Raw genomic sequence first — 17,777 nt, 5'->3', positions numbered from 1 at the left:
AAAGCAAAGAGCCTTCCACACCGCGTTTGGGAAGGCTCTTTCAGTATTATTTTTTAATTTGCTAAAGGCTCATGCTTCGCAGCAATCAGACCGTAAGCACTCCAGCCTAGGAAGGTTACGATAGAGCCCCACATCATCGCTTCGTAGCCGGAGCCGTAAAGCGCATAGAAGCTGTACAGAGAGCCAATCAGAGCGATAACGTTGGTGGTTTTCATCTCGCGCTCTGGCACGTGCGCCACTTGCTGCATAATAAAGATTGCGCCCATACATAAGATGTAAGGAATAACGTTTGTTACTACCGCTAGGTTAACCAGTGCTTCGAACTGCTCGTTCAGCGTTGGAGAAATCGTCATTAGAGACAATACTGATTGGATGATAGTAATCGCGATCATACCTTTGATCGGTGTGCCGCGTTTGTCCACTTGAGAGAACAATTTAGGGAAGAAGCCCGCGTCAGAAGACGATTTGAACACTGACGCGATAGTGAATTGCCAACCCAATAGAGAGCCCGCACAAGCCAATACCGCCATACCCGCAACCACTTTACCAGCAGCAGAACCTAGCATCACTGTCCATACGGTTGAGAATGGCGCTGTAGATGCAGCAAGCTCAGAGTTTGCAACGATACCAGAACAGATGTTTGTCGATACAATGTAAACCACAGCCGCGATTAGCGTACCACCTAGCACTGCGATTGGTACGTTCTTCTCTGGGTTTTCTACCGCTTCAGAGTTCGCACAAGCTGATTCAAGACCAAGGAATGCCCATAGAGTCATCGCAATAGAAGCACTCACAGCTTCACCAAATGGTAGGTGGTGTGGGTTCCAAGCTTCGATGTACATGGTTGGGTTAAACCAGAACCAACCAACAATACCTAGCGAACATACCGGTAGGATCACACCCCATACCGTGAAGGTACCGATTTGACCTGTGATTTTCGCGCCACCGAAGTTAGCGAAAGTACAAATCCAAAGAATGGCGATAGTGTACAAACAGGTTTCGACCGGAGATAGGGTCACTTCAAAGAATGCGGAGCCGTAACCCACACAAGTAATCGCGATCGCAATGTTCGCAATAAGGAGTGACAAACCGTAAGTCCAGCCCGCCATAAATGCACCCGATTTACCAAATGCATAAGACGCGTAACCGTTCATACCGCCGTCACGTTTACTAAAGCGACCACATTTTGCGAACACGTAAGCCAACGCTAAAGAGCCCGCTGCCGTGATCAGCCAAGACAACACAGAAATGGTGCCCACTTGCGCCAGTTTACTTGGCAGCATGATGATGCCGGAGCCGGCCATGTTGATGAATGTCAGAATGGTTAACTGCACCACCGACATTTTTTTAGTTTCAGTACTCATAAATTATTCTCCACGAATAAGCGGTTCGCACCGACGCCGGAGCGTGGTGCGAACGGGTAGATTAATCTTTTAGGACATAACAATGTGCGGTAGTGCGACCGTTAACATCTTCAAGGTACACACCTTGAATTTCTGGCGCGAAGCCTGGGAAGCGGTTAATGCCTTCTTCTAGAGATAGGAAGTAATCCACCACCTGTTGAGTCCAGACTTCACCAGTGATCACACAGATAATACCTGGAGGGTAAGGAAGTGCACCTTCAGCGGCTACGCGGCCCACGGCCTCTTTAAGTGGTAGGTAATTGCATTCACCACGGAAGTATTTGCGTGTTGCTACGTCAGGTTTGTGAACCATTTGTGGGAAGTACTCGCTGCGGAACATCGCTTTTTGTAACTGTTTCACGTTCAGCTCTTTGTACATGTCATGCATTTCCTGACATAGCTGACGGATGGTGTAGCCACGGTAGCGTTCTTTATTCGCTTCGTAGACGCTTGGAAGTACGATACTTAAAGGGGCATCATCACGGATGAATTTTTCGAATCGGTTAATTTGAGCCACAAGGTGACGGATCTTACCCATATCTTCCGCAGGAGTGAGTAGGAACAAGATAGAGTTCAAGTCGCACTTTTCAGGGATGATGCCATTTTCACGAAGGAAGTTCGCTAAAAGCGTTGCAGGAATACCAAAGTCTGCGTAGCTGCCATCTTCAGCAATACCTGCTGTGGTTAGTAGCAATTTACATGGGTCAACGAAGTATTGACCTTCACCGTACCCCTCGAATTTGTGCCAGCTTGCGTTTGGCTCAAACATGAAGAATTTCTTGTTCGTTGCGATCACGTCAGTGTCGTAGCTGCCCCAAGGTTGGCCTTCGACTTCATCTGGAATGAACGGACGAATCAATTCACAACTCTTAAGGATTTCTTTACGCGCTTCGATACCTGTCTTAACCGCATCGCGCCATAAACGCAGACCTGCTTCGCCGTCGTGGATCTTCGCGTTCACATCAAGCGCAGAGAACAGTGCGTAGAATGGTGAAGTCGATGCGTGCATCATAAACGCGTTGTTAAAGCGTTTGTGGTTACAGTAACGAGCTTGACCTTTGATATGGCGGTCTTTTTTGTGGATTTGCGATGTTTGAGAGAAGCCAGCTTGTTGTTTGTGAACAGACTGAGTCACGATCACACCTGCGTCTTCTGGTTTCAAATCCAGCAGCAGTGGTGAACAGTCTTTCATCATAGGGATGAACTGCTCATAACCAACCCATGCAGAGTCAAACAGGATGTAGTCACAAAGGTGACCTATCTTGTCCATTACGTAGCGAGCGTTGTAGATAGTACCGTCATAAGTACCAAGTTGGATAATAGCAAGACGGAAAGGACGTTCATCGCGTGCACGTTCTGGGTCCACTTTCGCGATTTGAGCACGAATGTATTCTTCATCGAAACAGTGTTCATCCATGCCACCGATAAAGCCCCAAGGGTTACGCGCCGTTTCTAAGTAAACTGGCATACCACCCGCTTGGATTAACGCACCGTGGTGGTTCGATTTGTGGTTGTTACGGTCGAACAGTACCAAATCACCTTCAGTTACCAGCGCGTTACAGACTACTTTGTTTGAAGCAGAAGTGCCGTTAAGTACGAAGTAAGTTTTGTCCGCGTTAAATACTTTTGCAGCGTGCGCTTGCGCTTGGTGTGCAGAACCTTCGTGGATCAGCAAGTCACCTAAATCCACGTCCGCATTACACAAGTCACTACGGAACAGGTTTTCGCCGAAGAAATCGTAGAATTGTTTACCCGCTGGGTGTTTTTTGAAGAACTGACCACCTTGGTGTCCCGGACAGTCAAACGCTGAGTTACCCATCTCAACATAGTGCGTTAATTGCTTGAAGAAAGGAGGAAGCAGACGACATTCGTACTTGGTTACTGCTTCGTTGATTTGACGACAGTAGTACTCAATAGATTGTCTTTCTAAATCGATAACGCCAGTTAGCCAAACGTAATCTTCTGCCGAAACCGGGTTTTCATCTGTGACTAAGAAAACTGGAATACCGTAACCCGTTTCAGAAATCATTTTATGCAGACCTGCTTTAATGTCTGCTGAAGTAATAATAGCCGCACCAACGTCGGTTAATTCAACTTGCTCTAAAGGTTGTAAATGACGATTAAATTGTTCATCTAAAGATTCAGCTAATAAACTGAAGTCTTCTGGCATGTAATTACTAACACCTATAATTAAACGTTTCATTTGGAATATCTCTTTTTTGTTCTTTAAAATTGACAGGTACAGATATTACAAACGAAAACGATATTTAAAATTCAAAAAACAAATTTCGTGATTAAATTTTCATATTTAAAAGTCTTATTTTCTCGAATTAAAATTTCGCGATCTTCATCACTTTCCAATTGATAGGCCAATGATATTGAAACCAGGCTTAAAAGGAAAAATAATTAAAAATTGTGTGAACACAGCCATTGTTGTTAGAAATAAAATATCAAGAAAATAATTTTTTGAGATTTCCATCACTATATAATTATTAGGACTATATTATTGGGAATGATAAATATTTTAATTTTAACTAAATTTAAACACATAATAAAAAAGCCATCAACACATGTATTGATGGCTTTTTACTTTAGGTGCAAAGGAAACACAATTCAATTAAATAAATGACTATCTAGTTTGACTCCATCATTCGACCATTGCTGATAACGTTTTACAGACATGCCTGACGAGTACATAGTGTGTTTACAATCCATGCACTCGACAAAATACAAGCCACTCATGCCAGCCATAACGTGCAGTCTACGGCTATCGCAACGCTTACAGGACAAGCGTTTTACTTTGGTATTGACGTCAATACGACGAGCAAAGTTTAACGTTTCATGAGAGCATAAAGCATCAACAGCACTATCTTTAAATGGATGTTCACTCAACAAGTAATTAATGGCGTAATCATACACCGGGGGGATTGAAGATTTTCCACTTTCAATATTACTTATTTTAGCGACGGAAACACCTAATAAAGAAGCGAACTCAGCCTTACTGTACTCTAAGATAAACCTTGAAGAGATAAATTTATCTGCACTAATGATTCTCAACATACACAAATCTCTAATATAAATAAAAACAGGGATAAAAAATTACCTCTATTTATTATGAAACATGTAATGAAAAAGTTACTTCCTAGTGTAATTCTGCATATTAACTATGCTATTTTATTTTTACGTTATCTTGCGCCTAATTAATCATAAAATCAATAATCGACACCTAAATATAAAAGAACAATTTAAGATTTATAATACATTTTTTAATTTACATTATTAGATAAAGTAATGAGTACTATTCACCTATAAATCGGGGCATCAAGCATTGCTCTTCAATCATTATTACTATCAATTGAAAAGGCTTGATCTAAGCCCAATAGCGGAAGTAAATAAAGAGGGAAAAACCTCTTTTTTAAGGTACACAGATCCCATCTTAGTTAAGTACTAAAAATATGTTGAAAAATCGCATAAATAGTATGCACATCAGTAAAATGACTGCTTAAGTAAGTTTACATTCTGTTGTCGTGACTGATAGAGATACTGGCAAAAGAGCAAAAGAAAAGCCTCACTCTTGAGGCTTCTGGATAAGATAGGTTATGGTTGAAGGAAGTTTTGAGTGAAATCGAGCGCCTCTTTAGAAAGTTTTTTTTCGTTGGGCGATGTGCTTGCCTGGTCTTCTGCTGTTACCGTTGTCATGTTAGGCTGAAAATCTAGTGTTGATGCCTCCTCCCAAGCTTCGGAGGCGTCTTTATTCTCATCATTCAACACCGCATTGAGCTCCTCTTCCGCAGGAAAATACGCTTCGCGTTTGTACACTTTGTTAAGGGCTCGAATAATAGAGTGCTTTCTCACCATTCCTGAGGCCAGCTTTCTTTGCAACGGCTTCGCTATGGACTGCAATCCAACGACAACATCAACACCAATATTGGTTGCCACTTCATCACGTAACGTACGCGCAGGTTGGTAGCCCATATTGGCAGCAAGAAACAGCCAAACGTAAGCAATTGCATTACCCGTTTTACCTTTATCCTTCCACGCTTCGCCAGCATGATACATCGCTTTAGCACTGCCACCTTCCGCGGCCCGTTCCAGCCAGTAGCAACCTTTAACCATGCTTTTTTCTGTACCAATGCCATTTAGGTAACATAAGCCGACTTGGATCTTGCCATCTGCACTGTCTTTTTCCGCCGCTTTCATAAACCAGTAAAGCGCATCTGCACTGCGTCCTGCACTATTGTCTGGTGAAAGCTGCCATTCCCCCATATAAATCATGGCATCAATGCAGCCTTCTTCGGCGGCAGTTTCAATCAGTTGGTTACCTTTTGGGATATTTTTTTCAGTTCCTCGACCAAAGACCAAGGCCTTGCCCGTCGAAAATTTCGCTTCGGTATCCCCTTCCATTCCCGCAATTGCGGTACGCCAGAAGTTTGCCTGCTCTTTTAAAATCACATCTTCGCGCATGCGTTCACTTAAGCGAACAATGCCGTACATCCCCGTCACATTGTCCAGTTTAGCGGCTTTATCATACCAATACAGCGCTTGACGAATGTTGTCCTTTTCGGCTTCTTTCGCTAGAAATAAAATGGTGGGGATATGCCCGGTTTCTGCTTTGAACTCTCGCTCTTTACGCTCTTGCTCTCGCGCTTTATGCATCGCCTTTCGATAAGCGGCTTCGCGAGCTTTCCTCTCTGCCTCGAGTCTCTGTTTCCGCATCGACAACGAGATCATCCACACAAATATCAGGACGAGTGAAAGGCCAGTTGCCGCAATGGCAATGCCCATACTACTCATAAATAGCCTCTTTTGGTTTCAGGGCCCAATTCAACTCCCTTTCAGGGAAATCTTATGATTACGCGCCGACATAACGCCGACTACCTTCATTATATAACGACCACTTAGCGAAAATCTGAAGCTTGCGAAGACTTAATGGCGGTATTTTATTCAACATCACTGCAACTTATTTTTAAAAGAAAAATATAGCACTCATTTTTATAGAACTTAATCACGGTTTTGGGGCTGAGGCATTCTCATCCCCTATCATCCCCCCTTACTCATCCCATAAAAATTTACATTTTAATGATGTGCAGAATCTCTCACTATGCGCCTGTTTTATTATTTAATTTGTGAACAAAATCGACTGTGACAGAAAATTTGCATCTGTAAAAAACTTAACAGCCTGCTCTCACATTTTGCTGATGATTCAGTGTATTAGCATCTAATTGAACATTTCCTTTTTTGGCATCTGCCTTTCTAGCGTGTGCAAAACCTTCTTGATGATTGAGTCAGCGAAGGCAGCGCGCAGCTCAATATCAATTCAATAACAATGGATTTGTAAACGTGGACAATAAGACATTTAAATTATCAACAATTGCCAAAACCGTACTGCCTTTGATTTCCGTCGCGGTAATCAGCGGTTGTGGTAGTGATAGCACGAACGAAGATACGACGAACCCTGGCTCAGGCTTGTACCCTGCGGGAGAGAACGAAGTCGTCATTTATTACAAACGTGATGTAGCATCAGCTTCAACAGCAAGCGACTACGAAGGTTGGGGCTTGCACCTATGGAACGGTGAGGGCTGTACCAGCACAGATTTAGACGCAATGGGCATTCCGGGAACAGGAACGGATTGGTCTGCGCCACACCCATTCGATGGCATCAACGACACCTACGGTGCTTACTACGTACTGAAAGTGAACCCAGATGCCTCTGACCCACACGAATGCATGAACTTCATTCTGCACAAAGGTGATGAGAAAGCATTCGGCAGTGCAAACTCAAAAGTGGAGCTGACGAAAATCGGCGAATCTAAAGGGTTGTTTGGCTTCCACGGCAGCAGTGAGCTTTACTACGAGCCAATCGAAGAACGCCCTGTTGATATTGATGGTCAAAAAGCGCATTGGCTAGATGCCAACACCATCGCGTGGGAAGCGGCGGCCAATGCGGATTCCATGAAGCTGTTCTACAGCCTTAGCAATGACATCAAAATGGATGAAGATAAGCAAATCTCTGGCGGTACAGCGGTTGAGCTGACAAAGGCTGGTGAGTTGTCTGATGGTCTGAAATCACGCTTCCGTCACCTTGCTAGCCTTCAAGCTGCGGGTATCGATGTCGATGACGCGACCTTGCGTACGATCCTGAAGTCACAAATCGTTATGGTGGCTTACAACGCAAATGGTGACGTCATTTCTGCAACTGAAGTGCAAAAACCGGGCGTTTTGGATGCGGTGTTTGCCGATTCCAAGACAGGTAACGCGATCGGTCAAGAACTCGGTGCGATTGTGGAAGGCGGTGCCGCAACCTTCAAACTATGGGCACCAACTGCCCAAGATGTTGATCTGATAATCTACGATGAAAACTTAGCAGAAGAAGCGACCGTTGCCATGACGGAAGACCCAGCAACAGGTATCTGGGTTTCTGAGGCACAAAGCAACGTTGTCAACAAATACTATCGCTACCAAGTTAAGGTATACCACCCAACAACTGGCGTCGTTGAAACGCGTTTGGTAACAGACCCATATTCAATGAGCTTGTCTAAGAACTCACGATACTCGCAAGTGGTTGATTTAGATGATCCAAGCTTAATGCCTCAAGATTGGAAAAACTACGCACGCCCAACGGTTAAAAAAGACGAAGACCACGTCCTTTACGAGTCACACATTCGTGATTTCAGCTTTAACGACAGCAAAGGCACACCAAGTCTTGATGGCAAATATCTGGCGCTTACAGAACCTGAGCGTGAGTCTGTATCTCACTTACAAGCTTTAAAAGATGCTGGCCTAACAACGCTACATATCTTGCCAGCATTTGATATTGCAACCGTGGATGAAGACGCTGACCAGCGAGTCGATATCACCGACACCGTGGGTAAACTTTGTGGCATCAAGCCAGAAGCCTCCATTTGTGAGACCGAAGATGACGGCAAAGTAATTGAAGAGGTATTAAATAGCTACGACCCAACAACGGGCAAAGCACAAGCGTTGATGAACGATCTTCGCATGCTAGACAGCTTCAACTGGGGTTACGACCCTTACCACTACACCGTGCCGGAAGGCAGTTATGCGACCGATCCTAACGGGTCTAAGCGTATTCTTGAGTTCCGCGAAATGGTTCAAGCGACGCATAAAATGGATCTGAAACTGGTCATGGACGTCGTGTACAACCACACAAATGCATCTGGTGTGAACGAAAAATCAGTACTGGATAAGATTGTCCCTGGGTACTACCACCGCCTAAACGTCAACACTGGCGGCGTCGAAAACTCAACCTGTTGTGATAACACCGCAACCGAGAACTTGATGATGGGTAAACTAATGGTTGACTCATTGATGGTATGGGCGGATGACTATAAAGTCGATGGTTTCCGTTTTGACCTTATGGGCCACCAGCCGAAAGATGTGATGGTTTACGCACTTGAAAAAGTCCGTGAAATTGACCCGAATACCTTGTTCTACGGCGAAGGTTGGGACTTTGGTGAAGTCGCGCAAAACGCTCGCTTCGATCAGGCGACACAAGTCAACATGGCGGGGACAGAAATCGGTACTTTCTCTGATCGTCTGCGTGACGCAGTTCGTGGCGGAAGCCCATTTGATGGCGGTGTAGATTCTGAAGGTAAGCACCCACTTCGCTTTAACCAAGGCTTTGGTAACGCCGCTTATCCTAACGAAGAAACCAAAACTGACGCAGAGTCGGTGAATGGTCGTTTACACAACCAAGATCTGGTTCGTCTAGGTATGGCTGGTAACTTGGCTGATTACATCCTTCTTGATTACAAAGGCGAAACCAAACTGGGTAAGAACGTTGATTACAATGGTGCGCCTGCAGGCTACACAAAAGTGCCATCAGAGAACATCTCTTACGTGTCTAAGCACGACAACCAAACATTGTGGGATAACAACGCCTACAAGATTGCGACAGGCACTTCATCTGCCGAGCGTGCACGTATGCAGTCTGTGTCCCTATCAACGGTGATGCTTGGTCAAGGCATTCCATTCATCCACATGGGTTCTGAGCTATTGCGCTCTAAATCTATGCAGCGCGACTCGTACGATTCTGGTGACTGGTTCAACCGTGTATTCTTCGACGGAAGCGACAATAACTGGAACGTTGGTCTACCACGTGAAGACAAAGACGGTGCAAACTGGGAGCTGATCAAAACCATCGTTGGTGACAGCACGGCGAAACCAGATTCAACCGACATCGAGCTGACTAAGCAACAATTCCTAGAGCTACTTAAAATCCGTAGCACAAGCGAACTGTTCCGCCTAGATACCGCGCAAGAAGTGATGAACCGTGTGGACTTCCGCAACGTAGGGAAAGACCAAGTGGAAGGCTTGATTGTGATGTCTATCGACGATGGTACATCAGCGGGTGCCGATTTGGATTCGGACTACGATGCTGTCGTGGCCGTTGTGAACTCAACATCAACTGAGAAGTCTTTCAAAGTTGCTGGCGCAACTGGTTTCGAGTTACATGAAGTTCAACAAAACTCTGCGGATGACATCGTGAAAGGTGCAAGCTTCACCAATGAAACGTTCACAGTACCAGCACTGACAACAGCGGTATTCGTGCAGCCACAAAACGGCGCACAAGGTGCTGGCCTACCAGTAAACACGGATAACAAAGACGTATCGAGTATTCCTCCTTACGGCGAAACCGTTGTTTACGTGAAAGGCACGATGAACGAGTGGTCTGATAGCAGTGATTGGGCGATGACCTTTATTGGCAACGGTATGTACTCTGTAACTGGCGTTCTTGAAGCTGGTGAACACGAGTTCAAATTCGCGGACTCTGGTTGGGCAAATCCAAACATCGGTTGTGATGCTGCGAATATAGCTTCTGGTTCACTAGAATTAGGTTCAGAAGGTAACTGTAAGCTGTCTGTTGCTGAAACAGGTAAGTACAACTTCACTCTGAACGCGCTACATGTTCAAGATGAAAGCGTAGAAAAACCGGTCGTGTCAGTGACCAAGTCAGCAGATGCACCAACATTCGGTGAAACAGCACTTTACTTACGTGGCACTATCACTACATGGGATGCTCCAGCACAAGACTCAACAGCGAAGTTCAGCTATGTTGCAAATGACGTTTATTCGCTAGACATTGACCTAGCGGCGGGCAACTACGAGATGAAAGTTGCGAGCGCAGACTGGGCAGCAGACACCAACTTCGGTGGCGAAGGCAGTGTTGAGCTTGGTAAAGCGCTAACGATGGAAGTCGGTGGCGGTAGTGCAAACCTGAAAATTGCGATTGCAGAAGCAGGAAATTACAACTTCCACTTCAACGCGGCTGACAAGTCGGCGCCAATCGTGACGGTAACGAAAAACTAGTTTCATTTAAAAACATCCGTAATGAAAAAGGGGAAGCATCACGCTTCCCCTTTGTTTTGTTGGCGTCACTAAATGGTGGATACCAAAATCAAAAAGGTGTTAGTTTCCCCAAATCTGTTCAACAAACTCAGGATGATCAATGAATGGATTACGATTGCCCTGAAAATCAAACACTTGTTGATTGCGGTTTCGTTCTTTTTCACTAACGGGATCATTTTTGTGCCAACGTTTCAGCATGTTTAACATCCAAGGTTCAAAAACCGTTGAACTTGAACCATCAAGGACAGCATCCGCATTGCTTGAATTGCCTTCCCAGTTACCTACAATATTTTCATAGCGGGTTGCCATGTAGAAATAGGCACGAGCAAAATCGCCTTTAAACTCATCGATCGGCTCAAACACCGTACCGGAGTAGCCCAGACTAGTGCTTGCTTGGCCAAGTTTAGAGCCATTACTAGACACGTAGGTCGCGGTGCCCACTTCACCAAATGGCCAATTACTGCGCTTCGCGTTTACATAACCATCAGTTGCAAACAAGTGATGACCGTCTGAGTTCATCGGCTCAACCTTACCGCCAAACCAGCTTTTCGGAAAAGAGTGCTCACGGTTGTAGCAATCCCCTTCCGTTTTGTATTGGCCACATTGGTCTGTGACTTTGGTAAAGCTTACCGTATCGCTAGCAGATGGCTTTTCAGAGTACATATCGAGAATAGAGCCATCATTTTCATAATAACGATCAATATCGGCATCTTTTACCAAGGTCCAGACCGCAGAATAGCCTCGGCTGGAGTGATTATTGATAATGTTAAACAACGCTGTTTTTAGAGCGTATCCCGTCTTACCAGATGCCGCTTGATAATAACCATCAACCACTGGTGGGGTCGTCGTTGTGTCACCTAAGTTAAAATCGGTGGTTTCACTTTTAGAGAATTCAGCGCCAGAAGCAAGAGTCTTATCTCCCTCAGTCAGCGTGTACGACCCCGCGCCGCTGCCACAACAAATACCGTCACCATACTCGTCTTGAATCGTGAATTGGTAGTTACCGTCAGCTAGGCACATACTCTTTTCAATGGTGGTTGCTGACTCATATCCCTGACCAGAAAACAGTACTTCGGCTTGGTTGTTTTTTAACGTCCAGCTAGTTTCTGAACCATAATTATCTGTTGTGAGAGTCAAGACCACTTGGTGATCACTACAACTTTCTACAGGAGGTTGTGTACTCGTCTCAGTCGGTTGAAAATTATCGACGTAGACAACTTCTGAGCCATCAAAACTGGCTTCATCGTAAAAACGCAAACCGACGTTGATGGTCTTGTTCGAGCTCGCTGTGTAGTTGTGCGCGAGCTCTTGCCACTGGTTTATCTGTTGTGGGTTCGAGTAATTGTGATAACCATCAACCACCAGACGTGCTTTTACATTTCCTTCGGTATGATAAACCGAGACAGAAAACGGATAGGTTTTCCCTTGCTCCACATTAATGGTTTGCAAAAAGTCGGTGTTGCTTTGGGTACCTGTATTCACGACGACCTGGGCAGCCAGACCACCCGATTTGATTTGCTCGCTGCTTGGCGACACTGCAATGCCAGCGTCAATCTCTGACCACTGCGTAGGTACATTGCCATTCCACTGTTCAAAGTCACCGTTGATAATTTGGCTATATGCAAACGGCGAGCTAACAGCAGCAAGGAGACAGAGGGAGTTCGTTATGGATTTCATTATACTTTTCCATTAGTTATATAAATCCCAAACACGATAAACATATTAGCGGGGCATAAGTAATCCTTCAGTCACATTTTTACGTTGCACAAGTGTTAATTTACTTTTTAATGTGCAGCTTATCTCACAAATATCCATCTGCTGAAAACAAATGCCAATACAAAAAGCGAAGCAACTTGTTGGCTACATCGTCGTAAAACCATTAAGGGAAAAGTAAAACAGACAGAAACAAGCCAAGTGTGAGCCTATGGAGGTCAGCAACAACACTTGGCTTGTTTATAAGAAAGCTTGTGGTCAGCTCAACTGGTGAGCATCAATTCTGGATAATTCCTTAAGGTTTTACCGCAAAGAATCGTCCTTGTAGTGGCGACATCAGAATCTGATATTGACCATTACTCGGAGTAATTTTTTCATTCGTGAGCAAATCCACCAACTCACCAGTACCAACACTCTCCTGAGTAAGAGTGACGCTTCTAGCGCTCTCTAAGGTATTTAGCGCAAACAAGACTTTGTCCGAACCAGATTGTTTCAAGTCCACATAACTGCCGTTACTCGCAACTAAATTCGTGCGTGACCCTTGATAAAGTGCAGGATGCGCATCGCGCATTGTCATCAGCGATGTCACATAAGATTTGAGATCGGCTTGGTTTGCATCAAGCGTCGCCGTCACGCCTTCAATTTTCGCACTACTGCGCGCAACGTGATCATCGCACAAACCTTGAATGGCGCAGGTGCTGTTGTCTTCTTTTGCGGCAAAACCATCCACTTGATCCCCGATTTCATCACCGTAGTACAACGTGATTGGCCCGGTGTACGCCGCTTGGAAAGCAAACGCGGCTTTATGGCGTAACCAATATTCTGCATCATTCACATCCGCCAAGTTTCCGCGCTGTAACAAGTCACCAAAGCGCACTAAATCATGGTTGCCGATCATCAAATTCGGCTGCGCATGTGTTGGATATTGGTTGTGTGTGCTGTAGCCGTTGTCTAACCAATCCGCACCGCGACCACCCACGCCGCTCTCATTCACGGCCAAAGTTTCAACGATGCGATATCGCATAGGGAAGTCAAACGCAGAGCACAATGCTGGATCGCTGTTCGATCCATACGCCTCATTCGCGATTTCAGACTCCCCTTTCCAAATCTCTGCCACCATATAGCCCAACGGATTCACTTGTTCGCCTTTGCTATTGGTGTACGTCACACTTTGTGAGGCTTCATCGACGGCTTTACGAAGTTGTGTCCAAGCGTCTGTCGGAACTTGATAGGCTTGATCTAAACGCCAGCCGTCAATCTTCAGTTCTTTGATCCAATACGTTGCCACTTCTTTGTAGAAATCGAGACTGGCCGGGTAATCAACGGGATTGCTCGATCCCGATGGCAACAAACCGGAAGGAGATGGTTTGATCAAACCATCTTTGTGATGACCAAATACACCATCAAAAAACACGTATAAGCCGCGTTTGTGTGCTTCCTCGACCAAGGTTCTCGCCGTTTCTAAATCACCAAAACGTGGATCAATGGTGAAGTAATCCGTTGCAAAGTAGCCCGTGGCATCCAGACGATCGGCCCAGTGTTCTTGGCCCGCTATCGCTTCCGATTCAAAAACTGGCGTCAACCAAATCGCGTTCATCCCTAAATCTTGGATGTAATCGAGTGAATCAATCACTCCTTGCAAATCGCCGTTATGATGGCTGGTGCCATAACCTGTACCGTGACCAATGCTCGCATCACCATCCACAAAACTCTCTACCATGATTTGATAAGTACGAAGTTGGTTACTTTGCGCCATGACATTGGCTTGGCAAGCATAACTGGTATCCGGTAGCGGAGTGCTGCTATTAGTGTCGCCACCACCAGAAGAATTACACGCAGATAAAGCACCAATCACACTTAACGCAAGCAACGATCGAGGCAGGCGATGGTTACGTAGGATATTACGCATTTTATTCTCCCTAACTTACTCAAATAAACTACGGAAATTTGAGTAATAAAATTAACCCCGACATGTGTTTCATGCAGGGGTTAATAAATAAAAATAGATTTTAAATAACTGAATGGAATATTATTGGCACTTATTTACCATGACATGAACAGGTTTGCCTTTTCCTTCAAACTGAAGACTCCATACATATTTACCATCTTCTTTAATATCAACCGAAGTGTCCGTACCGTAACCACCAAATGTTAATGGTGTTAATTCACCAACGTTCATTCTATTACCTTTTGCGGTAAATTGTGGGAACCACAACTCGGTCGCGTACTGCATTTTGTAGGAGCCTACTTTTTCTTGAACCACGGCTTGGTAGAAATTATTCCCTTTGTAGGTGTATTGACGCTGAGGCACGTGTTTCCAATCGGAATCCGCAAAAGTACCCACCACAAATAGTGGTTTAGAAATAGGTCCTTTCGCTGTGCTATCTGGGTTGTCACACGCTTTCATGAAAGCAACCACTTCGTCTTGAGACATATTAACAACAGGCTCTGCGGCCGCTTCTGGTTCTGCAGTCGATTGACAACCCACTAAGGCAACAAGTAGAGCAGCAGCAAGAGAGGTCTTCATCATGTTCATTTCACGTAATTCCTTTTTAGTATATCCAAAGTAAAATAAACTCAACGGTTAAAAGAAATATTAATCGTTATTAAAATGGAAATATCAAACGACAAATAAATATCGTCAGATTGTGAATTTAAATCACTTCGAGAAGTTTGTTTATTTCCTAAGTACAAAAAATAAATTAGGAACTGCCATTAATTATTGATCCAACCTATATAAAAAACAAAGTAATAAAAATAATTATGTGAATAAGGTAACTCTATGTAGGGGTATTTTTATTGGTTTATTTTCTATGAAAAAGGTCAGCATTTCGCTGACCTTTTTTATCTGATTATTTTCTATTTACGGCTTTCACAAACACTTGTTGCGCACCTTCGATACCCAGTTCTTTTGCTTCATCAAGCAAAGTGAGCGCTTTCGGAATATCATTCGCTGCGACTGCCGCTTCAATTGAGCTGTAGTAGTAGCTAGTAAGGTCCGTACCTTGGGGAATGTTGTCGTTTTTCGCAACAATCTTAGTATTCACAATATCATTCGCGGATACCGAAAAGCGGAACTGACCGAGTGGGCTATGTTTCGCTAGAGGGTCTGCAATATCTGGCGGCTGAGTGTGACGCGCCATGGCGAAGGCTTTTGCAGGGTGTAAAACTTGTGTACTTCCTTTTAGATCGGCGGAAGTCGTGTAAACCAACACATGCAGATCGTTACCTGTCATGTCTGGAATCACATTGAGATCAAGTACGAATTTATCGTTGTCCAACAGTTTTGCTGGTTCATACTTAAACTTTGAAAAATCTGCTTGGTAAATGGTTTCTCCTGCCGAGTTCATCACTGCGACATTAGGAGCATAAAATTGAAGTTCTTTACTTACGAATGTCTCTAATTTGATATCGAGACTGCCACGGTTACCTGGAAGAGCAAACGCTGCAATAGCGCCAGCACTGTTACCATCCAACAACATTTGGCTTTTATCAGTCAAAGCGAATTCAGTAACCACAGGCACGTTAAGCGGTACCCATTGAATATCACCCGATTGCGTGATCACTTGTTGCTGACCTTTTGGACTCATCTCTACTTGTTCTACAGACGCACAACCAGTAGCCAACATGCCCAGCAGTACGGGAGCAAGCCATTTTTTCATTACTGTCTACCTCGACTCTTTATTGTTTTTTAAATAAATACAGCCAGATAAGTTCTGGCTGTATCATTCTAGGACAATTTAGGACTTAGTGGTTAGATGATTACCACCAAGCTTCAGCTTGTACACCGAACTGGAACGTATCGTCTGAACGACCGTTGTCAAATGTGTTTGAGTTGTCTTCTTTGTCAGCCGTTAGGTAAGAAGCGTAAACACGGATTTCAGGACGAGCCCAGAAGCTAGAGCCAGCAGACCATGCTTGAGCAACAGTTAGCTTACCGTATTTGTTTTCTTCGCCGTCGTTATCGTCGATAGCGTAACCAGCTTCGAAAATAGTTTTGTGGTTGTCATCCCATTTGTACATTGGACGAACAACAACAGACATTGTTTCCCACTTGTCTTGGCCAGCCCACATGTCTTCACCAACACCGTACACTAACTGGTGACCCATTTCCCAGCTGTCGCCCATGCCGATTACACCCCAGTTGATTAGGCGGTAACCAGATGCACCGTTGTCAGCTTCTGCGCCGTACCAGCTACCGTCGCCGTAGAATGCCATTGTTTTAGAGTAACCTTCAGTACCGTACTGAAGCACTGTTTTGTTGAAACCAGCGTCTAGACCTTGAGTCAATTCTGCTGTGAACATTACGCCGTTTTTCGCATCTTTAGTGCCGTTTGGCGCAGCGTCAGTTTCGTTAAGAATTGCGTAGTTCAAGCCCATTTCTAGAGAGCCGTTGTCCCATAGAGGAAGACCTGCGTAACGTACGTCTAGAGTGTTTACGTTTGTTGCGCCACCATCGTTGCCTGGGTCTGCGATATCGCCGCGGTCGTTACGAACCCAAGCGAAAGAAACTTTACCAGGACCAGCTTCGATACCTTCAACACCAGCGCCCGCGCCAGAGATGTTCCAGTAGTAGAAGTCAGAGATATGAATGTCGTGACGTTGGTAGTAGCGTTTACCTGCCCAAAGCGTTGCTTCAGGAGCAAAGTTTAGTAGGCCTTTAGCTTGAACGTTGAACTGACGTAGTGCGAATTGTGCATCGTCTACACATTTCACTTCGCCGTTATCCAAACCACAGTTAGCAGAAGTGCTTTCCCAGTCGTTTGAACCATTAGAAGTCATTGCAACCATAGAGTCTACGTAGAACGTTTTGCCGTTGTTGTTGTAAACTTCTTTACCTAGTTGAATCTCGCCGTAGATATCGCTTTCATTACCTAGACGACCGATCTTGTTCTTTTCGAATGTTAATTGTTGACCACCGTCAGCGTTCACGCCAACGCCAGCACGCATGTAACCGTGGAAATCCACTGCGAATGCAGAACCAGCAGCTAAAGTTGCAGCTACAGCAGCAGCAATTGCACTTACTTTTTTCATTCTTAACTCCATTAAGGGTATTTATAATTCTGTCTTCCCTGCTCACTCTTTTAGGTGAATATAGGCAGTAAAAACACACCTAAAGAAAGAGAGGTAAGATGGGAACGAATCCCCGTTTGTTTCAACAGTTGTGAGATTACCCGAGGCGTACAAGGATGACTTCCTCCGCCCTAAACTAATTTAAGGGGGATGAGAAGGGAGTAGAAAATTTACCGAATGGTGTTTTTTCGAGTCAGATCACCAATCTAGGGAGGAATT

At 44.6% G+C, this 17,777-nt stretch carries 10 protein-coding genes; 1 reads left to right on the top strand and 9 read right to left on the bottom strand.

Features of this window, described 5'->3' with window-relative positions; translation table 11 throughout:
• Positions 1 to 53: 53 nt before the first annotated feature.
• From potE to KI742_RS06565, 4 genes are all read right to left on the bottom strand, one after another.
• Complete coding sequence (gene potE, locus KI742_RS06580; RefSeq protein ID WP_053307967.1) at positions 54 to 1,364, bottom strand: putrescine-ornithine antiporter; 1,311 nt, start codon at positions 1,362 to 1,364, stop codon at positions 54 to 56.
• Between the two features lie 61 nt (positions 1,365 to 1,425).
• The gene (gene speF, locus KI742_RS06575) at positions 1,426 to 3,606 is read right to left on the bottom strand and encodes an ornithine decarboxylase SpeF (RefSeq protein ID WP_033906657.1); all 2,181 of its coding nucleotides are present in this window, start codon (positions 3,604 to 3,606) and stop codon (positions 1,426 to 1,428) included.
• Positions 3,607 to 4,016: 410 nt separating this feature from the next.
• Positions 4,017 to 4,463: a helix-turn-helix transcriptional regulator gene (locus KI742_RS06570; RefSeq protein ID WP_005374797.1), complete on the bottom strand. Its 447-nt coding sequence runs from the start codon at positions 4,461 to 4,463 to the stop codon at positions 4,017 to 4,019.
• 537 nt (positions 4,464 to 5,000) lie between these two features.
• Positions 5,001 to 6,197, bottom strand: a complete 1,197-nt coding sequence (locus tag KI742_RS06565; RefSeq protein WP_132936243.1) for a tetratricopeptide repeat protein — start codon at positions 6,195 to 6,197, stop codon at positions 5,001 to 5,003.
• A gap of 546 nt (positions 6,198 to 6,743) precedes the next feature.
• Here KI742_RS06565 and pulA point away from each other — a divergent pair.
• On the top strand, positions 6,744 to 10,733 hold the full coding sequence (gene pulA, locus KI742_RS06560) for a pullulanase-type alpha-1,6-glucosidase (RefSeq protein WP_285385312.1): 3,990 nt from the start codon (positions 6,744 to 6,746) through the stop codon (positions 10,731 to 10,733).
• Positions 10,734 to 10,832: 99 nt separating this feature from the next.
• Here pulA and KI742_RS06555 read toward each other — a convergent pair whose 3' ends face one another.
• From KI742_RS06555 to KI742_RS06535, 5 genes are all read right to left on the bottom strand, one after another.
• The gene (locus KI742_RS06555) at positions 10,833 to 12,449 is read right to left on the bottom strand and encodes an endonuclease (protein WP_285385313.1); all 1,617 of its coding nucleotides are present in this window, start codon (positions 12,447 to 12,449) and stop codon (positions 10,833 to 10,835) included.
• Between the two features lie 331 nt (positions 12,450 to 12,780).
• Entirely contained in the window at positions 12,781 to 14,394 is a 1,614-nt protein-coding gene (locus KI742_RS06550; RefSeq protein ID WP_213967509.1) for an alpha-amylase family glycosyl hydrolase, read from the bottom strand.
• Positions 14,395 to 14,514: 120 nt separating this feature from the next.
• A complete protein-coding gene (locus KI742_RS06545) occupies positions 14,515 to 15,021 on the bottom strand; it encodes a hypothetical protein (RefSeq protein ID WP_005374788.1) in 507 nt (168 codons plus the stop codon).
• Positions 15,022 to 15,337: 316 nt separating this feature from the next.
• A complete protein-coding gene (locus KI742_RS06540) occupies positions 15,338 to 16,147 on the bottom strand; it encodes a MalM family protein (protein WP_005374786.1) in 810 nt (269 codons plus the stop codon).
• A gap of 100 nt (positions 16,148 to 16,247) precedes the next feature.
• Positions 16,248 to 17,519, bottom strand: a complete 1,272-nt coding sequence (locus KI742_RS06535; protein WP_005374784.1) for a maltoporin — start codon at positions 17,517 to 17,519, stop codon at positions 16,248 to 16,250.
• Positions 17,520 to 17,777 lie beyond the last annotated feature (258 nt).

The sequence above is a fragment of the Vibrio sp. D417a genome (assembly GCF_030248595.1).
Taxonomy (GTDB): Bacteria; Pseudomonadota; Gammaproteobacteria; order Enterobacterales; family Vibrionaceae; genus Vibrio; species Vibrio alginolyticus.
The sequence above is the reverse complement of the archived record's forward strand: the minus strand, read 5'-3'. Positions and strand labels throughout refer to the sequence as shown.